This is a genomic window from Pseudomonas sp. DP-17, assembly GCF_022380625.1.
In the GTDB taxonomy this organism is placed as follows: domain Bacteria; phylum Pseudomonadota; class Gammaproteobacteria; order Pseudomonadales; family Pseudomonadaceae; genus Pseudomonas; species Pseudomonas nitroreducens_A.
Genome location: NZ_JAKSXG010000008.1, coordinates 151,993 through 172,102 on the forward strand (window position 1 = coordinate 151,993; position 20,110 = coordinate 172,102).

Sequence of the window (20,110 nt, forward strand, 5' to 3'; positions counted from 1 at the left end):
TCCGGCATGGCAATCAGTGTGTTCGACCTGTTCAAGATCGGTATCGGCCCTTCCAGTTCGCACACGGTCGGCCCCATGCGCGCCGCCGCGCTGTTCGTCGGCGCCCTGCGCGAACGGCAGATGCTCGAACGCACCAGCCGCGTGGAAGTGCGCCTGTACGGCTCGCTGTCCGCCACCGGCGTCGGCCACGGCACTGATCGCGCCGTGATCATGGGCCTGATGGGCGAATGGCCGGACCGCATCGACCCCAGCCAGATCGAACCGCGCATGGCGCAGTTGCGCCGCTCCGGCGAACTGCTGCTGGCCGGCAGCCGGACGATCCACTTCGACTGGGTGCGCGACATGCGCCTGCTCGAAGAAAACCTGCCCTACCACCCCAACGCCATGCGCCTGACCGCCATCGAAGGCGACCACGTGCTGCACAGCGACACCTACTACTCCATCGGCGGCGGCTTCGTGGTCGACGAGGAACAGGCCGCCTCCGGCAGCCTCGACACCGACAACACCGTGCTGCCCTACGACTTTGCCAGCGCCGCCGAACTGCTCATGCTCTGCCGCCGCCACAACCTGCGCGTGTCCGAACTGATGATGGCCAACGAACGCATGTGGCGCAGCGAAACCGACATCCGCGAAGGCCTCAGGACCATCTGGCAGGCCATGCGCGACTGCGTCGACAACGGCCTGCGCCACGAAGGCATCCTCCCCGGCGGCCTCAACGTGCAACGCCGCGCCGCACGCCTGCACCGCAACCTGCAGGAAATCGGCAAGCCCAACGTCATCGGCTCGACCCTTTCCGCGATGGAGTGGGTCAACCTCTTCGCCCTCGCGGTGAACGAGGAGAACGCCGCCGGCGGGCGCATGGTCACCGCGCCCACCAACGGCGCGGCCGGCATCATCCCCGCGGTGCTGCACTACTACATGCGCTTCAACCCCGATGCCAGCGACGACGACGTCACCAACTACCTCCTGGCGGCCGCCGCCGTCGGCATCCTGTGCAAGAAGAACGCTTCCATCTCCGGCGCCGAAGTGGGCTGCCAGGGCGAAGTCGGCTCGGCCTGCGCCATGGCCGCGGCGGGTCTGGCCGAAGTGCTCGGCGCCACGCCCGAACAGGTGGAGAATGCCGCCGAGATCGGCCTGGAACACAACCTGGGCCTCACCTGCGACCCGGTCGGCGGCCTCGTCCAGGTGCCCTGCATCGAGCGCAACGCCATCGCCGCGGTGAAGGCCATCAACGCCGCCCAGATGGCCCTGCGCGGCGACGGCCAGCACTTCATCAGCCTCGACCAGGTGATCCGCACCATGCGCAACACCGGCGCGGACATGCACGACAAGTACAAGGAAACCTCGCGCGGCGGATTGGCCGTCAGCATCATCGAGTGCTGACCCTCGATCGACCACGCCAGCCCCGGCGCGCCCCCTGATGGCGCAAGCGGTACGCCCGTCCTGACAACACAAGGGCGTTACCGTTCCGCGCAGGGCACCGCCGGTCGCGTGACCGGTGAGTGCTACCAAAAACCCCAGGCCCCGATCCATGCGTATTTGCGACCTTCGAGGCGTCGCATTCCGAACCTGCAAAAACGGCATTCCCATGCCGTTTTCTTTTTTAATTGAACAGCCATTCAACCTAGGCACGGCATTTGCCTTGTTAACAGGCAGAGAGAACAGAGGAGCAGCCGGGCAACCCCCGAGGCGGACTCCCGAACAGAACAACAAGCATAAGAAACGCCTCCCGTGAGGCGACTGTGACTAGCGTGAGGTGATCGAATGAATGCGTTCAACCCCGGAGTTCCCCCGCAAAACCGAGCTCCGCAGTCCATCGGCTTCCTGCTGCTGGACAACTTCACCCTGATCTCCCTGGCCTCGGCGGTGGAACCGCTGCGCATGGCCAACCAGCTTTCCGGGCGCGAACTCTACCGCTGGCACACCCTGAGCCTCGACGGCCGCCAGGTGTGGGCCAGCGACGGCCTGCAGATCACCCCCGACGCGGCCTGCGACAGCGCCCCGCAGATGGACACGCTGATCGTGGTCGGCGGCGTCGGCATCCAGCGCAGCGTCACCCGCGAACACACCCTCTTCCTCCAGGCCCAGGCGCGCCATGGCCGCAAACTCGGCGCCGTGTGTACCGGCAGCTGGGCCCTGGCCCGGGCCGGCCTGCTCGACGGCTACGACTGCTCGGTGCACTGGGAATGCCTGGCCGCCATGCAGGAAGCCTTCCCCCGCGTGGCCATGAGCACCCGGTTGTTCTCCATCGACCGCAACCGCTTCACCTCCTCCGGGGGCACCGCGCCGATGGACATGATGCTGCACCTGATCGGCCGCGAGCACGGCCGTGAACTCTCGGCGGCGATCTCCGAGATGTTCATCTACGAGCGCATCCGCAACGAGCAGGACCACCAGCGCGTGCCGCTCAAGCACATGCTCGGCACCAACCAGCCCAAGCTGCAGGAAATCGTCGCGCTGATGGAAGCCAACCTCGAGGAGCCCATCGACCTCGACGAACTGGCGGTCTACGTCAACGTCTCGCGCCGCCAGCTCGAGCGCCTGTTCCAGAAGTACCTGCACTGCTCGCCGTCGCGCTACTACCTGAAGCTGCGCCTGATCCGCGCGCGCCAGTTGCTCAAGCAGACGTCGATGTCGATCATCGAGGTCGCCTCGGTGTGCGGCTTCGTCTCCACGCCGCACTTCTCCAAGTGCTACCGCGAGTACTTCGGCATCCCCCCGCGCGACGAGCGCCAGGGCCAGCCCATCGGCCAGCCGGTGATGGTCATGCCGATCCCGCAGGACCTGGCCCTCATGCCCAACTCCTCGGCCATCTCCGCCCTCAGCCAGGCCCAGGGCGAATCCACCTTCGCCAGCGTGCGGGTGCTCTGAGCCCGAGTTGCCGGGAAACGAAAAAAGGGAGGCCCGTGGCCTCCCTTTTTCATGCCTGTGACGCATGACTCACCATCATTCAGATTCGTCTGAATCGCAAAATGTCCTGAATCCCGCAGTCTCCGAAGGGCTCGCCAGCATCCTTCGGAACCACGGGACACATGGACACCGCCCTCGACTACCTGGCCCAGCAAACGCGGGAGCTGTACCGCACGGCCATCGAACTGGACTACTCGCGCCTGACCGGCATCCAGTTGCTGCGCCAACTCGAACGCCTGCGCCCGCAGATATTCGACGTCAGCCGCCACCTCACCGAACTCTTCGGCGAGCACTCCAGTGCCCTCGAACAGGCACGGGCCGACAAGGCGGAAAAGCTCATCCTTGCCCTCCACCGACGGCTGCTCAGGGGCTACTGGTACCTGTTGCGCACCCGCCGCGCCGAGCGCAAGACCGCCGCCCTGCTGATGCAACGCATGGTGCGCAGCCTGCAGGAAGTGCACTGCAACTGCCTGCAGAACCAGCATCCCGCCCCGCCGGGGCTGTGGCAGCTGCTGCACCAGGTCTACAGGCGCGCCCTGAAGCTCGAGGTCCAGCACCTGCCCATCGAGGACGGCGAAGCCTTCGAACCGCGGAGCCAGACCATTGCCGGCGGCTACCTGCACTGCCTGCTCATCGCCGGCTCCCGGCCGCTGGAGATTCCCGCGCAATACCTGCCGGCGCTGATCGAATCGACCCAGGTGTTCGCCGCCGTCGTGCATGTCCAACCGGAACGACCTGGAAGTCGTTGGCGACTGGAGCGGGAAGACGACCAGCCGTTCCTTGATCGCGACATCGCCTGCCGTGAGGGCGGACTCGCCCTGGTACTCGATGAACTGCGGGACATGCTCAAGCGCTTCACCGCCAGCAGCGAAGGGGGCACGGCCTTCGACCTCAATGCCCACCTGCTTGCCTGCTGGAGCGAGGTGGAGCCCAACGCCGAGCCCTGGCAAATCTCCCAGGGTTTCCCGGCACTGCTTGCACACCTGGGCGTCGCGGACGACACCCAGCTCGACGCACGCCACTTCGAACGCCAGCAAGAAGCGAGCGATGTCTGGTCCCAGCACTCCGGCGGCCGTGGCGGGTTGGACGAAGTGGTCGCGCACTCGCAGGACATCGAATTCAGCCGCCCCGTACGTAAACCCGGTCTTCCGCCCATCCTGCCACTGGCACAGCCTCGTACGACAGGTCAGCACTTCAGTGGACGCTGGGAAGACTCGCCACCGCCTGCGGTCGGCGAACTGCTCGGCATCCGCCTTTCTCCCAGAAGTTCCTGGCAGCTGGCAAAAGTGGAAAGCCTCCACCTGCTCGGCGGCGATCACTATGAGTTGCGCGGTAGCTGGCTATCCTCGCAGCCGCGTCCCTGCCGCCTCAGCCTGCGCAGCAAGCTGCAGGAAAGTGCTCCCCGCCATGCCCTGCTGCTGCCCGAGGCGGACGAACTGCGCGTGCTTTGTCCGACCCTGCCGCTGGACGCGGGCCGAAAGGTCACGGTGGAAGACCAGGGCCGACGCTACCTGGCCTTGCTGGGCGATCCCATTGGCGACAGCTTCCCGCTCATACCATTGGAAGTAGCCGCGGACCTGCCTTGAGCGATCACAAGGGCTTGGGCACCAACGCCGGCAGCAACTGCCGGGAGATCGCCTCGCGCACGGCGGGCAGCAGGGTCGCATTGCCAGCGAGCATTTCCTCCACCAGGCGGCGCAGCGCCAGCGAGCGCTCCGGTGTCAGGCCGCGCACGGCGTACTCGCAGGCCTGCTCGGCAGTGATGCCCGGCGGCACGGCGAAACCCAGCGCCTGCAGGCGTTCGCGGAAATCGTCCTGGTCGATCAGGTCGGCGTGCATCATCGCGGGTCTCCTTGGGAGCGGCAGGGGTCTGCATCGATTCTGGTAAGCCCGGAAGTGCGCGGCAAGCACCTGTCCGACGGAATGTCCGCGGCGGGCAAGCGCAGGTCGTTTTCGGCTAACCGAGGCGGCGGCACGACGCGCAGACTGGATTCCATACCCCGCATCCGGCACCGGCGCCGGTTGCGGGGCCTCGCACACTGAGAGCCCGAATCGGCTCGATTTGTCCCCTGCCGCGCGTCGGGCGCCGCAGGGGATTTTTTTTGCCCGGCTTTCGCCGCTTCAGCTTTCGCGCTGCAACACCAGGATGCGCGACAGCAGTTCTTCGCGATCGATGTAGCAGCCCTGCAGGTGTCGTTCGCCGCTGGCCGGGTCGAAGGCGGTGCGGGCGTGCAGGGTGCGGCGGTTGTCGAAGCACCACATCTGCCCGGCGCGCAGCTTCTGTTGCAGGCGGAAGCGCGGATCGCGGGTCAGCGTGAGGAAGGCGCGCCACGCGTGATACAGCGCCTCCATGCGCTCGGCCGGGGCGTCGAAGGGACCGCGCAGGAAGTTGGCGATGCGGATTTCACTGATCTCGCCCCGCGCATCCAGGGCAATCACCGGCGCCAGGCAGCGGTAGTCGCTGCGGCGGTCCTTGTTGCGAAATTCGATGGGCATTTCGCAGAGCGTGCGGAAGTCTTCCGGCGCTTCGTCGCGCAGCGCCTGGGCGATGGCAAAACCGTCGACGAACACGCTGTCGCCGCCGTCGGCGTTGTTCACCAGGCAATGCAGGAATTGCAGCCCCGGCTGCAGCTCGCGGGTCGGCAGATCGGTGTGCAGCGGCAGGTTGAAGGCGGTGTAGGCGTTGCTGTCGGCGGCGGCGGCCTTGGACTTCACGTCGAACAATACGCCGAAGTTGGTCTCGCGGATGAAGGCGATGCGCTGCGCGATGCGGTGCAGGGAGCCGGGGGCAGTGGGCACGCCGTCCACACGGCTGAGGCCGAGGTCGCGCAGGGCAAGCATCCATTCCAGCAGCGCCGAGTCGTCCTCCATCAGCTGGTCGTGCTGGAACACCGGCACTTCGAAGTCGCGGCGCCAGACCCGGGTGGTCTGGTGCGCGGCCAGGCGTTCGGCGCGGGAGTCATCGTCGTAGGCATGGGCGCGCAACCAGCCCGGGTCGAATTGGCTGCGGTGTCCATCGCTCCAGTGCACGCACAGGTAGCCCAGTTCGATGGCAGCCCGCTCGGGGGCGAGGTCGGCGGGCACGTCGATGATCTCCAGCACCTGCTCACGGGTAACCGCGTAGACACATTCGCCACAAGGGCAGTTGTCGCGCAGCCATTGGTGATGGAAGGGGCTGACCCGGCCGTCGTCCCAGACCAGGTCGAGACGGTTGGCCTGCGGGCGCAGCGAGGTCAGCGCGGCAGTCTGTGGATAAGTGCGCCAGTCGGCGATGGTGGGGCGTTCCAGCGTCGTTTCCATGCTCTTCTCCTTGTCAGCTCAGGCTGCGGCGCAGGGCCGCGATCAGGGCGCCGCGCAGGGCGTCCACTTCCGCCACGCGACGGGCGCGCAGGCAGCCATGGACGAGGCCGGCACCGGGGAAGTAATCCACGGCCACGCCCGCTTCGCGCAGGCGGTCGCGGTACAGCGCACCGTCGTCGCGCAACGGGTCGAACTGGGCAACGGCGATGAAGGCCGGCGGCAGGCCGCCGAGGTCTTCGGCGAGCAGCGGCAGCGCCAGCGGGTCGCGCCAATCGGCGGGCCGCGAGAGATAGGCGGCGAGGTATTCGTCAACGGCCGCGCGGGTCATCAGCGGCGCGTCGGCGCAGGTGGTGCGCGAGGGGGTGTCGAGGTTGCCCAGCGCCGGGTAGATCAGCGCCTGGGCCAGCGGCAGGGCTTCGCCGCCATTGCGCAGCGCCAGGCACAGCGCGGCGGCAAGATTGGCGCCGCCGCTGTCACCGGCTACAGCGATGCGGGACTTGTCCACAGGCTCGCCGAGACCGTCCTGGTGAATGCGCCGCCAGGTATCGAGGCAATCGTTGAGGGCGGCGGGATAAGGATGCTCGGGCGCCAGCCGGTAGCTGATGGCGACCACCAACGCGCCGAGTTCGACAGCCAGAGGAATGCAGATCATGTCATGGGTGCGGGCGTTGCCCAGCACCCAGCCGCCGCCATGGATGTAGAAGACCGTGGGCCAGCCATTCGCCGGCGGCGTACCTTCGGGCCGGTACAGACGCAGCTCAACCAGGCCTTCGGGGCGAATGTCGCGGACCCGCAGGCCCGGCGGAACCGGTGGCGCAAAGGCCGCCGCCATGCGCTCGTAGTTTTCCCGCTGGGCATCGAGCGTCGGGCCGGCCAGCGGATGAGCCTCCGTCTCGGCGACGAAGGCCTGCATGGCGTCGGACAGCGGATAGCGCCGGTTCATGCCGCTCAGCCCGGCAGGCCGATGACGCGGCCGACGTAGTCCGGGCGCGGCAGCGGGCGATGGGCTTCGGCCAGCGCCAGCACGCGCTCGAGCACCACACCTTCGAAGGGTGCAGAGCGCGCACCGCCCTCGAGATTCACGTGCAGCAGCATCTGCTCACTGGCGGCCAGCGCGAGGTCTTCGCCGGCACGGTGCAGGCTGTGGAAAACGTGCAGGCGCTTGCGGTCATGGGCGATCAACTGGGTGCGCACTTCGACCCTCTCGTCCTCCTTCACCTCGTGCAGGTAGTTGAGGTGCACTTCGAGGGTGAACAGGGAGTCGTGGGTCGCAGCGCGATGCTCGGCATCCAGACCCAGGTGGTCCATCAGGGCGTCGGTGGCGTAGCTGAACAGCAGCAGGTAGAAGGCGTCGCGCAGGTGGCCGTTGTAGTCGGTCCACTCGGCGAGGATGGGGGTTTCGTAGGTTTTCAGGGCGTGCATTTTCGGCTCTCTATTTAGGTCCCTCTCCCCATCCCTCTAACTAGGCGTCCCCCCCCGTGAAAAGGGAGGAGGCCGTTCCGAGTGGGCGGTGATCAGAGAGGTTAGTCGGCGAAGGCGAAGCCGTGTTTCGACTTGGTTTCCCTGATGGCGCCGAGCACCGCCAGCAGGCAATCGTCGCGGTAGCGTTCCAGCTCGGCGATGCTGCGGCTGCCTTGCTGTTCACTGGTGCCTTCCACCACGCGGTCGATCAGGGTCTCGGTCAGTTCCGGGGCGGGCAGGTAGGTCCAGGGCAGTTGCAGCGCCGGGCCGAACTGGGCCATGAAGTGACGCATCCCGGCGTTGCCGCCGGCCAGGGTGTAGGTAAGGAAGGTGCCCATGAAGGACCAGCGCAGGCCGGCACCGAAACGGATGGCATCGTCGATCTCCCCGGTGCTGGCGACGCCGTCGTTGACCAGGTGCAGCGCCTCGCGCCACAGCGCTTCGAGCAGGCGGTCGGCGATGAAGCCGGGGACTTCCTTGCGCACGTGCAACGGGCGCATGCCGAGGGACTGGTAGACCTGGATCGCGGCCTGCACGGCTTCGGGCGCGGTCTTCTCGCCGCCCACCACTTCCACCAGCGGCAGCAGGTACACCGGGTTGAACGGGTGGCCAACCACGCAGCGCTCGGGGTGCGTGGCGTCGGCATAGAACTCGCTGGGCAGCAGGCCCGAGGTGCTGGAGCCGATCAGCGCGTTGGGCTTGGCGGCGGCGCTAATCTTGGCGTGCAGCTCGCACTTGAGGTCCAGGCGTTCGGGGGCGCTTTCCTGGATGAAATCGGCGTCGCGCACGCATTCTTCGATGGTGGTGACGAAGCGCAGGCGGTCCTGCGAGGCGCCGGGGGTGAGGCCGGCCTTTTCCAGCGCCGGCCAGGCATTGGCAATGCGCGCGCGCAGGGCGGCTTCGGCGCCGGGGGCCGGGTCCCAGGCGACGACGTCGAGGCCGTGGGCCAGGGCGCGGGCGACCCAGCCGCTGCCGATAACGCCGCTGCCGAGGGCGGCGAAGGTCTTGATTTGGGTGATGAAGGACATGGGTGGCTCCGGAAAGTCGTCAGGCTCTTCGTAGGGCGCATAACGCGCAGCGTTATCCGCCGTCCTGGTATGGCGGCGGATAACCCGTTCCGAGTTATTCGCCCTACGGTGTTGAGGTTCGGAATCAGCGCGGCTTGAGGTTCATCTTCCTGCGCCCTTCGGCCGGTGTCAGGGCGCGGCCGCCCAGGCGCTCGATGATCTCGATGGCGCGTTCGACCAGTTGGCCGTTCGTGGCGTGCACGCCACGGTCCAGCCAGATGTTGTCTTCCAGGCCGACCCGCACGTTGCCGCCCAGCAGCATGGCCTGGGCGACCATCGGCATCTGCGCGCGGCCGATGCCGAAGCCGGCCCAGGTCAGGCCGTCGGGGATGTTGTCGGCCATGGCCTTCATGGTCGTGGTGTCGGCCGGCGCGCCCCACGGGATGCCCAGGCAGATCTGGATCAGCGGGTCTTCCAGCAGGCCTTCCTTGAGCATCTGTTTGGCGAACCAGAGATGGCCGGTGTCGAAGATTTCCAGCTCGGCCTTCACACCCAGCTCGGTGATGCGCTTGGCGCCGGCGCGCAGCTGGGCCGGGGTGGAGACGTAGATGAAATCGCCGTCGCCGAAGTTCAGGGTGCCGCAGTCCAGGGTGCAGATTTCCGGCAGCAGCTCCTCGACGTGCTTCAGGCGCTCCAGCGGGCCGACCAGGTCGGTGCCGGCGCCGAATTCCAGGGGTTGCTCGCCCTGGCCGATCTGCAGGTCGCCGCCCATGCCGGCGGTGAGGTTGATGATGACGTCGGTGTCGCTTTCGCGGATGCGTTCGACCACTTCGCGGTAGAGGTTCACGTCGCGGCTCGGCTTGCCGGTCTGCGGGTCTCGCACGTGGCAGTGGGCGACGGTGGCGCCGGCCTTGGCAGCCTCGATGGCGGCGGCGGCGATTTCCTTCGGGGTGACGGGAATGGCCGGGTGCTTGCCGACGGTATCGCCGGCGCCGGTCACCGCGCAGGTGACAATGACTTCGTAATTCACGGTGGCAGTCCTTCTTCGGGTCGAACGAACCCACTGCGCGCCGGGCGACGCGCAGGGAGTTGCTGGGAGAGGGTTACTTGAGCGAGGCCTGGACGGCGGCGAGGCCGTCCTTGCCGTCGAAGGTGGTCACGCCGTCGAGCCAGGCCTTGAGCGGCTCGGGGTTCTGTTTCAGCCAGGCCTTGGCGGCGTCCACCGGCTGGCTGCGGTCGAGGATCGGCACCATCACCTGGCTGACCTGCTCGCTGCTGAACTTGAGGTTGTGCAGCAGCTTGGCGACGTTGCCGCACTGCGCCTGGTAGCCACCGGCGGTCATGATCGAGACGGTGGCGGAACCTTCGTCGGGGCCGAACACGTCGTCGCTGCCGGTGAGGTACTTCATGTCGATCTGCAGGTTCATCGGGTGTGGCTTCCAGCCGAAGAACACCACCCACTGCTTGCGCTTGATGGCGCGCTTGACCGCAGTGAGCATGCCGGCCTCGCTGGACTCGACGATCTGGAAGCCCTTCAGGCCGAACTTGTCGTCGGCGATCATCTTCGCGGTGATGCGGTTGGAGCCGCTGCCGGGCTCGATCAGGTAGATCTTGTTGCCCAGCTTGTCCTTGAACTTGGCGATGTCGGCGAAGGTCTTCAGACCGCCGTCGTAGACGTAGCTCGGCACGGCGTAGGTGGACTGCGCGTCGGGCAGGGTCGGCGGGGTGATCACGTCGATCTGCTGCTTGTCGAGGTAGGGCTTGGCCACCGGCTGCATGGTCGGTTGCCAGTAGCCGAGGAAGACGTCGAGTTGCTTGTCGGCCATGCCGGCGAGGATGATCTGCTGCGAGGCGCTGGTCTGCTTGACCTTGTAGCCCAGGCCGTCAAGCACGGCCTCGGCCACGGCGCTGCTGGCCACCACGTCGGTCCAGTTCACGCTGCCCATGCGCACGTTCTGGCACTGGGCGGGCTCGGCGGCCCAGCTGCTGCCGGCGGCGAGCATCAGCGCGGCACAGCCGAGCGCTTTGATCGATAGCTTCATGACTTCTCCCTCAAGGCCTTTGCGGCGTTGGTTATCGTTGTTGTGTGTCATGCGGCCCCTGACGGGGCTGTGGTGATCAAGTTACGCAGCTGCAGGGCTGGTGAATCGCACTGCGGCGACCAGCTCTTGCACAGCAGCGACCTCCCCGATTGCCAGGGCGACGTCCCTGGTTCATAACGATGGGCACGCTGCCATCAAGCTGCACGGTACCCGCCATGTCCCAAGACTTCTGGTTCCTGCTGTTGCCTGGTTTTTCCGTGATGGGCTTCGTCTCCGCGGTGGAGCCACTGCGGGTGGCCAACCGCTTTCGCGGCGAGCTGTACCGCTGGCACCTGATGAGCCTGGACGGCGGGCCGGTGCTGGCCAGCAACGGCATGTCGATGAACGCCGACAGCGGCCTGGAAGCACTGCGCGAGGGCGACACGCTGCTGGTGGTGGCCGGCTTCGAGCCGCTGCGCGCCTGCACCCCGGCGCTGCGGCACTGGCTCAAGCGCCTGGATCGCGAAGGCGTGACCCTGGGCGGCATCGATACCGGCAGCTTCGTCCTGGCCGAGGCCGGCCTGCTGCAGCGCCAGCGCTGTACGGTGCACTGGGAGGCGCTGGATGCCTTCCGGGAGACTTATCCACAGGTGCAGGCGACCCAGGAGCTGTTCGAGATCGACGGCCCGCGTATCACCTCGGCCGGGGGCACCGCGTCCATCGACCTGATGCTCGACCTGATCGCCCAGGCCCACGGGCCGGAGCTGGCGGTGCAGGTGTCGGAGCAGTTCGTGGTCGGGCGCATCCGCACCCGCCAGGACCACCAGCGCCTGCAGATCGCCAGCCGCTACGGAGTGAGCAACCGCAAGCTGGTGCAGGTGATCGGCGAGATGGAGCGCCACAGCGAACCGCCGCTGACCACGCTGGAGCTGGCCGAGCGCATCCAGGTGACCCGGCGCCAGCTGGAGCGCCTGTTCCGCCTGCACCTGAACGACACGCCGTCGAACTTCTACCTCGGCCTGCGCCTGGACAAGGCGCGCCAGCTGCTGCGCCAGACCGACATGAGCGTGCTGGAGATCGGCGTGGCCTGCGGCTTCGAGACCCCCTCGTATCTGTCGCGCAGCTATCGGGCGAAGTTCGGCGTATGTCCGAGCCAGGATCGGGTGGGGTTGCGCAAGGTGGCGGGCAGTTCTGGATTTGTGGCCAAGAGCCCCTCTCCCCAGCCCTCTCCCTGAAGGGAGAGGGAGTAGTCCAGCCGGCTGACATCCAGGTTCCATCCTGCACCGAACGGCCCCTCTCCCCTTCAGGGAGGGACGCCTCGTTAGAGGGTTAGGGAGAGGGATCGGCGTAACACCGGCAGCAGGAGCGTTCTCAGGAGCACTTGGCAATATCTGTGGGATCACCGTCATTTACCCATCCGCCGACCCAGCGGAAGATGGGCACCAGGTTCCTCACCCACTGCCCTCGGAGGCCCACCATGAGCGAAGCCCGTCCCCCACTGCCGCCCTTCACCCGCGACACCGCCATCCAGAAAGTCCGTCTCGCCGAGGACGGCTGGAACAGCCGCGATCCGCACCGCGTCTCGCTGGCCTATACGCCGGACAGCCGTTGGCGCAACCGCGCGACCTTCGTCCAGGGCCGCGAGCAGATCGTGCACTTCCTTGCCGCCAAGTGGGTGCGCGAGCAGGAATACCGGCTGATCAAGGAGCTCTGGGCCTTTACCGAGAACCGCATCGCCGTGCGCTTCGCCTACGAGTGGCACGACGACTCGGGCAACTGGTTCCGTTCCAACGGCAACGAGAACTGGGCCTTCGACGAGAACGGCCTGATGTTCGAGCGCCATGCCAGCATCAACGACCTGCCGATCAGCGAGGACGAGCGCCTGTTCCATTGGCCGCAGGGACGCCGTCCGGACGATCATCCGTCGCTGAGCGAGCTGGGGCTGTAAGGGCGGTTATCCACAGGAGCACGCCTGTGGCACACTGTGGGATGGCGTGGAGCGAAGCGATACCCATCGATTGCCGGTATGCGTGTTGATGGGTATCGCAAGCTCCACCCATCCTACGAATGAGTTTCCCGGTGGCTGTGGGAGCGAGATTGCTCCTACGAAGAGCCGTAGGGCGCATAACGCACCAGCGTTATCCGCCGCAAAGAGCCGGCGGATGACCTGTTCCAGGTTATCCGCCCTACGACTTCGCTATCAGGCTGGCACGGCGTGGGCGGGAGCCGCTGCATGCTCGCGGCTGTCCTCCAGGATCATCGCCGCCGCGCGCTCGCCGAGCATGATGCAGGGCGCGTTGGTGTTGCCGCTGATCAGTGTCGGCATGATCGACGCATCCACCACGCGCAGGCCCTTCAGGCCATGCACGCGCAGGCGCAGGTCGACCACCGCCAGCGGGTCTTCGCCCATCTTGCAGGTGCCCACCGGGTGGAACACGGTGGCGGCGTATTCGCGCAGGTGCTCCAGCAGTTGCTCGTCGGTCTGTACCTGCGGGCCGGGTAGCATCTCGGCGCCACGGATATTGTCGAATTCCGGCTGGGCGAGGATCCTGCGCGCCAGCTTGACGCCTTCCACCAGCACGCGGCCGTCTTCCTCGTTGGCGAGGAAGTTGTAGTCGATCTCGATGTCGCCACCCGGCTTCACTCGCAGTTCGCCGATGCTTTTCGGGCGCAGTACGCAGGTGTGCACGGCGTAGCCATGGCCCCACTCGAACAGGCGGCCACGGTGGCTGCGGTAGCCGGGCACGAAGTGGAACTGCACATCGGCCAGCGAATCGGCCAGCGGCGTACGCGCGAAGCCACCGGCCTCGACATAGTTGGTGGTCAGCCAGCCCTTCTTCGCCAGCAGGTACTTGAACGGCGAGAGCAGGATCTGCGGCAGCGAGCCGAGGGAGAAACCCAGGCTCAGCGGGCTCGGCGAGCGCACGGTGACCAGGCCGTCGAGGTGGTCCTGGAGGTTCTTGCCCACGCCCGGCAGGTCGTGGTTCACCGGGATGCCGGCGGCCTTCAGCTCGGCAGCCGGGCCGATGCCGGAAGCCAGGAGGATCTGCGGCGAGCCGAGGGAACCGGCCGAGAGGATCACCTCCCGGCGCGCCAGCAGGCGTTCGCCGCTGCGCAGTTCGAGGCCGGCGACGCGCTCGCCTTCGAGCAGCAGGCGACCCACCTGGCGGTTGGTCAGCACGCTGAGGTTGGGGCGCTGCAGCGGCGCGACAAAGGCGCGGTAGCTGCTCAGGCGCTTGGCGTCCTTCTGGGTCAGGTTGTAGATGCCCACGCCCTCGAATTCGCGGCCGTTGAAGTCATCGTTGCGGCGCAGGCCAATACGCTCGCCGGCCTTGATGAACAGCTGCGACAGCGGGTTGGGGTCGCGCGGCTTGTCCACCACCAGCTCACCGAGGGTGCCGTGCAGCGCCGGGTCCTGGCCGAGCAGGTTGCGTTCGGATTTCTTGAAGAACGGCAGCACGTCCTTCCAGCCCCAGCCGGGGCAGCCTTCGGCTTCCCAGCGGTCGTAGTCGGAGGCGTGGCCGCGGATGTAGATCATGCTGTTCATCGAGCTGGAGCCGCCCAGGGCCTTGCCGCGCGGGCAATGCAGCGAACGGTTGTTCAGGCGCTTCTGCGGCGCGGAGTAGAAGTTCCAGCTGAACACCTTGCTCTTGTACAGCGTGATGGTGCCGGCCGGGGTCTGCACGCGAGGGCTGGCGTCGCTGCCGCCGGCTTCCAGCAGGCAGACGCGCACGGCCGGGTCGGCGCTCAGGCGGTTGGCCAGCACGCAGCCGGCGGAACCGGCGCCGACGATGAGATAGTCGTAGGTGGAGTCGTTGGACATGGGGTTTCCTTGGGTCCTTGCGTGAATGGCAGAACCCCTCACCCCAACCCTCTCCCGATGGGAAGGGGGGCCGAACGGTGCTGCAGCGAATCACCGCATCGGCTGGCGCCCTGCAGGAGGCGCCAGCCGGCGGCAGGTCAGTGCGCTTCTTCCAGGTCGTCGTGGAGCAGCCCGAGGATTTCGCGCTTCATCTCGATGAACTGGCGGTCCATGACCATGTCCAGCGAGCGCGGGCGCTCGATGGGCACGTCGAGGATGCGTTTGATGCGCCCCGGGCGCGCGCCCATGACGTAGACGCGGTCGCCCAGCAGGATGGCCTCGTCGATGTCGTGGGTGACGAACACCACGGTCTTCTTGCTGTGGTCCCACACGCGCAGCAGCAGTTGCTGCATCTGCATGCGGGTCTGGCTGTCGAGGGCGCCGAAGGGCTCGTCCATCAGCAGGATCTGCGGGTCGTTGGCCAGCGCGCGGGCGATGGCCACGCGCTGCATCATTCCGCCGGAGAGCTGCTTGGGGTAGTTGTTCTCGAAGCGGCGCAGGCCGACTTCGTCGAGGTAGTAATCGACGATCTCGCGACGCTCGGCCGTCGGCATGCCACGACGCTTGAGGCCGAACTCGACGTTCTGGCGCACGGTGAGCCAGGGGAACAGGGTGTAGCTCTGGAACACCATGCCGCGGTCGGCGCCGGGGCCGTCCACCAGCTGGCCGCCGACGTAGATATCGCCATCGGTGGGCTCGGCCAGGCCGGCGGTGAGGTAGAGCAGGCTCGACTTGCCGCAGCCGGAGGGGCCGACGATGACGGCGAACTGCTGGTCCGGCACTTCGAAGGAGACGTTCTCCAGCGCGCTGAAGGTGCCGCCTTCCGGCGTGCGGTAGCGCAGGCTGACGTTCTCCACCCGCAGGCGGGCCGGGTTGGCGGCCTGCTGGCCGGTCACGGCTGGTTCTTCCTGCTTGATCGCTACTGCGCCCATGACGCCACCTTCAGTCGGATGAATCGGAAGAGTTGGTCGGTGATCAGGCCGAGCAGGCCGATGATGGCAATCGCCAGGAAGATCACGTCGACCTGGAAGCCGCGCATGGCTTTCAGGCTGATGTAGCCCAGGCCGCTGGAGGCAGCGACCAGCTCGGCAACCACCAGGTAGGTCCAGGCCCAGCCCATGGTCACCCGCAGGGTGTCGAGCACGCCGGGCAGCGAGGCCGGGCCGAGCACGTGGAGGACCACGTCGCGGCGGTTGCAGCCCAGGGTGTAGGAGGCGTTGACCAGGTCCTTGGCGACCCCGCGGGAAACGTCGGCGATCATCACCAGTTGCTGGAAGAACACGCCGAAGATGATCACGGTGACGCGCTGTTCCAGGCCGATGCCGATCCACAGGATGAACAGCGGTACGAAGGAGGTCACCGGCAGGTAGCGGATGAAGTTCACCAGCGGTTCGAGGAAGGCCTGGACGATGCGGAAGCTGCCCATCAGCAGCCCCAGCGGCACCGCCACCAGCGAGGAGACGATGAAGCCGATCATCACCACCTTGACGCTGGCCATCACGTGGGTGGCGAGGGTGCCGTCACTGGCCAGGCGCACGCCGGCCGCAAGCACCGCGTCCGGGGTCGGCAGGAACATCGCCGGCACCACGCCGCCGTAGGAAAGCCCGGCCCACAGGCCGAACACGAGCAGCCAGCACAGGGTGCCGGCGGACCAGACCAGCTTCAAAGGCAGGTCGACCTTGGGCGTCAGGCAACGGCTGAGCCAGGATTGCGAACGACGAGGCATCGCGGATTCCTCCAGGCGAGCGGCGCCAGGCCGCCCGCGGGGACAAGAGTGAGACGGTTACTCGGAAACGAAGCGCGGGTCGACCAGGTCGTCGTAGCTGACTTCCAGGCGCTTGCCCTGCAGGCCGCTCCAGGTCTCGTTGGCGAGACGGATCAGACCCTTGATGTCGCCGGGCTTGCCGGGGGTGCCGATGAGCTGCTCGCTCATCGCCTTGTCGTAGAAGCGCACGCCCTTGGCGGCATCGGCCAGGGCCTTGGGATCGGAGAGGTAACCGCCGACGCCCTTGGCCATGATCGCGTAGGCCTCGTCCGGATGCTCCTTGGTGTACTGCACGGCCTTGTACAGGCCTTTCACCAGGGCCTTCACGTCCTCGGGCTGCTTCTCGATGACGTCGCAGTTGAGGGCGACCACGTCGACGATCACGCCGGGGGTAGTGGAGCTGTCCACCAGCACCTTGCCCTGCTGCTTTTCGCGAACCAGCGAAAGGTGCGGTTCCCAGGTCACGGCGGCGGGCACGCGGCCGGCGATGAAGGCGCTGGCCGCGTCATCGGCGGTCATGTTCTGCACCTTGATGTCGGCCATGCTCATGCCGGCGTGCTTGAGCAGGTAGGACAGCCAGAACTGCGAGACGGAGCCTTCATTCACCGCCACTTCCTGGCCCTTGAGCTGGGCCAGGGAGGTGACGTCCTTGCCCACCAGCACGCCGTCGCCACCGTGGCTGTCGTCCAGCGCAGCCACCGCCTTGAAGCAGAACTTGGGCCGGTACTTGAGGATTTCGTCGATGGTGGAGGCGGAGCCGGAGAGCTGGCCGGAGGCCTGGGCCGCCATGTACATCGAGGCTTCCTCGATGGTGGTCAGCTGCAGGTCCAGGCCCTGTTCCTTGAAGTAGCCCAGGTCACGGGCGAGGTAGAGGGTGCCGTAGCCGACCCAGGTGGTGTGGCCGATGGACAGGGTGCCGGCCTGCGCGCCGGAAACGGCGGCGAGAGCCAGGGCGGAACACGCGATGGAACGCACGAGCAAGGACTTGATCATGAAGCACTCCCACAGCCGTTTGGCTTTGTTGTTGATTTACTGCGGCAGTGGCCAGGAGGCCGGTAGAACCGGGACATGGGCGGCATCGGGCTCTGTGGCCCAGCGTCTGAAGGCTTTGTCTCGCGACATGTCTGACAGACCGATGGTGGCCGAAGCGGGAGGCTCGGAAAATTATTAAATATGTCGTTGCGCCATAAGAAAAAGCTGCCTTGCCGGCGAAAGTGCACCAGCATGGCGCAAGAGCGAACTCGAACACGCGCGAGGCCCTTCCGGCTGCACTATCGTTGATCGCAGCTCTCTTCCAGGAAGGTCCATCATGGCTCTACGCCCCACCCTGTCGGCCCTGGCACTCGCCATCGGGCTGTCGCTGCTACCGACTTTTCCACAGGCCGCCGACGCCCAACCATCCGCCGCTGTCCAATTGACCTGGCCCCGTGATTTCGCCCTGGGCGACCAGCATGTGCAGATCTTCCAGCCGCAGATCGAGGACTGGGACGGCACTCGCATGAGCGGCCGTGCGGCCATCGCCGTCGGCGCCGCGAAGGACGCTCCCACCTATGGCGTGGCGCAGTTCTCCGCCGCCGCGGCCATCGACAAGGCCAGTGGCCTGGTGCAGCTCACCGACCTGCGCATCGACAAGGTCGAAGTCCCCACCGCCCCGGACAGCGCCGGCAAGGTGCGCGATGCCCTGGTGGCGCGCTTGCCCAAGGATGGCCTGACGGTCTCCCTCGACCAGTTGCAGGCCAGCTACGCGGTGAACCAGCAGTTGGACAAGCTGCGCCACGTCGAAGTGAAGAACGACGCCCCGCAGATCCTCTTCGCCAGCACCCCGACCGTGCTGGTGATGATCGATGGCCAGCCGCACTGGCAAGCCCTGCCGGGCAGCGACTTCGAGCGGGTTATCAACAGCCGTGTGCTGCTCCTGCGCGACGCCCAGGGCAATCACTACCTGAACGCCGCCGGCAACTGGTACACGTCCCAGGCGCTGGACGGCAGCTGGCTGGTGCTGAGCCAGCCGCCGAAGGCGCTGGTCAGCGCGCAACAGCTGGCGCAGAAGGCGGGGCCGGTGGACGCCCTGCTGCCCAAGGACGGCAAGAAGCCGGCGAAGGCGCCGGCGGTGCTGGTCGCGACACAGCCCACCGAGCTGATCGTCAGCGACGGTACCGCGCAGATGCAGCCCGTGGACGGCGTCAGCCTGCTGACGATGCAGAACGCCGACCACGCGGTGTTCGTCGACCCGACCCACAACACCTGGTACGTACTGGTGTCCGGCCGCTGGTTCAGCGGCCCCGGCGAGAAAGGCCCCTGGACCTACGTGCCGGGCAAGGACCTGCCCGCCGACTTCGCGAAGATCTCGGCCAAGGACCCGAAGGCCAACGTACTGGTGTCGGTCCCCGGCACACCGCAGGCCAAGGAGGCCGCCATTGCCGCGAGCATCCCGCAGACCGCCAGCGTCTCGCGCAGCAAGGTGACGCTGAAGGTGAACTACGACGGCGCACCGAGCTTCCAACCCATTTCCGGCACTGCCCTCAACTACGCGGTGAACACGCCGACACCCGTGATCGAGGTCGCGGCCAATCAGTTCTTCGCAGTGAGCAACGGCGTCTGGTTCGTCGCCCCCAGCGCCACCGGCCCCTGGCAGGTAGCGACCGAAGTGCCGGCGGCGATCTACGGCATCCCGCCCAGCTCGCCGGTCTACTACGTGACCTACGTGCACATCTACTCGGTCACCCCGCAAACCGTCGTGGTCGGCTACACGCCGGGCTACCTGGGTGTGGTGGTCAACAGCGACGGCACGGTGGTCTACGGCACCGGCTACACCTATCCCGCCTACGTCAGCAGCACCGTTTACTACGGTTATCCACCGACCTACGGCTACGGAGCGGGCTTTGCGGTGGGCGCGCTGACCGGTTTCGCCTTCGGCTATGCCGCCGGAGCCTGGTGGGGCTCGCCGGAACCCTACTGGGGTCCGTACTGGGGCCCCTACCCGGCCGGAGGCTGGAGCTACACCAACATCAACCAGGCCAACTTCTACGGGCGCTGGGGCCAGGGCACCGTCACCCACGCCTATGGCTACAACGGCTGGACCGGCACGCAATGGCAAGGCAGCTCCGCCGCCGGCTACAACCCGCGCACCGGCGCCCGGTTCGCCGGCAGCCAGGGAGCGGCGTTCAACCCCTATACCGACCAGGGAGTGGCCGGTCGGCGTGGCGCCTACGCCAATCCGTCCACCGGCATGTCCGGAGCTGGGCGCAGCGGCGTGGCGTACGACGCGGACAGCGGTGACTTCAAGGCCGGCCAGCAAGGCATCCAGCACAACGCCCAGACCGGTCGCACCACCATCGCCGAGCGCGGTGTCTCCGGCGACGTGGACGATGGCCGCGGCAGCTACGACCACAACAACCAGGGTGTCAGCTATAACCGCCGCACCGGCAACGCCGTGGCCTGGAAAAACGGCGACGTCTACGCCGGCCACGACGGCAACGTCTACCAGCACACCCAGGACGGGGGTTGGCAGCAGCACACTGACAATGGCTGGCAACCGGTGCAGCAGGACCGCAGCGATATGCGCAGCCAGCTCGACCAGCAGTGGCAATCACGCCAACTCGGCCAGCAGCGCTTCGGCCAGACCCAGCGCCAATGGGGCAGCGGAGGCTTCGGTGGCGGGCATTTCGGCGGCGGCCACTTCGGCGGAGGCGGATTCCGCCGCTGACGCTGTGGACAAGGTTTTCCACAGCGCTGGTCGTTGTGGAAAACCGCTGCAGGGCAAGCGATAAACTTATCCACACGC

The 20,110-nt window shown here is 66.8% G+C and carries 17 protein-coding genes; 6 read left to right on the forward strand and 11 right to left on the reverse strand.

The window, feature by feature from the left end:
* Window positions 1-6: 6 nt before the first annotated feature.
* The 3 genes from MJ122_RS13640 (at window position 7) to MJ122_RS13650 (ending at window position 4,496) form a co-directional block, all read left to right on the forward strand.
* On the forward strand, window positions 7-1,383 hold the full coding sequence (locus MJ122_RS13640; RefSeq protein WP_239744535.1) for an L-serine ammonia-lyase: 1,377 nt from the start codon (window positions 7-9) through the stop codon (window positions 1,381-1,383).
* Between the two features lie 381 nt (window positions 1,384-1,764).
* A complete protein-coding gene (locus tag MJ122_RS13645; protein WP_017521460.1) occupies window positions 1,765-2,871 on the forward strand; it encodes a GlxA family transcriptional regulator in 1,107 nt (368 codons plus the stop codon).
* A gap of 161 nt (window positions 2,872-3,032) precedes the next feature.
* Window positions 3,033-4,496: a hypothetical protein gene (locus MJ122_RS13650; protein ID WP_239744536.1), complete on the forward strand. Its 1,464-nt coding sequence runs from the start codon at window positions 3,033-3,035 to the stop codon at window positions 4,494-4,496.
* A 4-nt stretch (window positions 4,497-4,500) separates the two neighbouring features.
* Here the strand turns inward: MJ122_RS13650 and MJ122_RS13655 are convergent, their stop codons facing one another.
* From MJ122_RS13655 to MJ122_RS13685, 7 genes are all read right to left on the reverse strand, one after another.
* The gene (locus MJ122_RS13655) at window positions 4,501-4,752 is read right to left on the reverse strand and encodes a hypothetical protein (protein ID WP_017521458.1); all 252 of its coding nucleotides are present in this window, start codon (window positions 4,750-4,752) and stop codon (window positions 4,501-4,503) included.
* Window positions 4,753-5,031: 279 nt separating this feature from the next.
* The gene (locus MJ122_RS13660; protein ID WP_239744537.1) at window positions 5,032-6,210 is read right to left on the reverse strand and encodes a gamma-butyrobetaine dioxygenase; all 1,179 of its coding nucleotides are present in this window, start codon (window positions 6,208-6,210) and stop codon (window positions 5,032-5,034) included.
* 13 nt (window positions 6,211-6,223) lie between these two features.
* The gene (locus tag MJ122_RS13665) at window positions 6,224-7,153 is read right to left on the reverse strand and encodes an alpha/beta hydrolase (protein ID WP_239744538.1); all 930 of its coding nucleotides are present in this window, start codon (window positions 7,151-7,153) and stop codon (window positions 6,224-6,226) included.
* A 5-nt stretch (window positions 7,154-7,158) separates the two neighbouring features.
* Entirely contained in the window at window positions 7,159-7,632 is a 474-nt protein-coding gene (locus tag MJ122_RS13670) for a thioesterase family protein (protein ID WP_239744539.1), read from the reverse strand.
* A 101-nt stretch (window positions 7,633-7,733) separates the two neighbouring features.
* Window positions 7,734-8,699 (reverse strand): L-carnitine dehydrogenase, encoded by a 966-nt coding sequence (locus MJ122_RS13675; RefSeq protein WP_239744540.1) that lies wholly within the window; start codon window positions 8,697-8,699, stop codon window positions 7,734-7,736.
* Between the two features lie 124 nt (window positions 8,700-8,823).
* Window positions 8,824-9,708, reverse strand: a complete 885-nt coding sequence (locus MJ122_RS13680; protein ID WP_088420749.1) for a 3-keto-5-aminohexanoate cleavage protein — start codon at window positions 9,706-9,708, stop codon at window positions 8,824-8,826.
* 73 nt (window positions 9,709-9,781) lie between these two features.
* Window positions 9,782-10,720 carry a choline ABC transporter substrate-binding protein gene (locus MJ122_RS13685; RefSeq protein ID WP_239744541.1) on the reverse strand — a complete coding sequence of 313 codons (939 nt, stop codon included), beginning with the start codon at window positions 10,718-10,720 and terminating at the stop codon, window positions 9,782-9,784.
* Window positions 10,721-10,935: 215 nt separating this feature from the next.
* Here MJ122_RS13685 and MJ122_RS13690 point away from each other — a divergent pair, with 215 nt between their 5' ends.
* Window positions 10,936-11,934, forward strand: a complete 999-nt coding sequence (locus MJ122_RS13690) for a GlxA family transcriptional regulator (RefSeq protein WP_239744542.1) — start codon at window positions 10,936-10,938, stop codon at window positions 11,932-11,934.
* 242 nt (window positions 11,935-12,176) lie between these two features.
* Complete coding sequence (locus tag MJ122_RS13695; protein ID WP_239744543.1) at window positions 12,177-12,647, forward strand: nuclear transport factor 2 family protein; 471 nt, start codon at window positions 12,177-12,179, stop codon at window positions 12,645-12,647.
* Between the two features lie 252 nt (window positions 12,648-12,899).
* Here MJ122_RS13695 and MJ122_RS13700 read toward each other — a convergent pair whose 3' ends face one another.
* The 4 genes from MJ122_RS13700 to MJ122_RS13715 form a co-directional block, all read right to left on the reverse strand.
* The gene (locus MJ122_RS13700; RefSeq protein WP_088420741.1) at window positions 12,900-14,522 is read right to left on the reverse strand and encodes a GMC family oxidoreductase N-terminal domain-containing protein; all 1,623 of its coding nucleotides are present in this window, start codon (window positions 14,520-14,522) and stop codon (window positions 12,900-12,902) included.
* A gap of 137 nt (window positions 14,523-14,659) precedes the next feature.
* On the reverse strand, window positions 14,660-15,493 hold the full coding sequence (locus tag MJ122_RS13705; RefSeq protein WP_088420739.1) for an ABC transporter ATP-binding protein: 834 nt from the start codon (window positions 15,491-15,493) through the stop codon (window positions 14,660-14,662).
* Window positions 15,481-16,287: an ABC transporter permease gene (locus tag MJ122_RS13710; protein ID WP_088420737.1), complete on the reverse strand. Its 807-nt coding sequence runs from the start codon at window positions 16,285-16,287 to the stop codon at window positions 15,481-15,483. The genes MJ122_RS13705 and MJ122_RS13710 overlap by 13 nt, the downstream gene beginning before the upstream one ends.
* 57 nt (window positions 16,288-16,344) lie before the next feature.
* On the reverse strand, window positions 16,345-17,319 hold the full coding sequence (locus tag MJ122_RS13715; protein ID WP_088420735.1) for an ABC transporter substrate-binding protein: 975 nt from the start codon (window positions 17,317-17,319) through the stop codon (window positions 16,345-16,347).
* Window positions 17,320-17,635: 316 nt separating this feature from the next.
* On the opposite strand from MJ122_RS13715, the gene MJ122_RS13720 reads away from it, so the two are divergent.
* Entirely contained in the window at window positions 17,636-20,032 is a 2,397-nt protein-coding gene (locus tag MJ122_RS13720; RefSeq protein ID WP_239744544.1) for a carbohydrate-binding family V/XII, read from the forward strand.
* Window positions 20,033-20,110 lie beyond the last annotated feature (78 nt).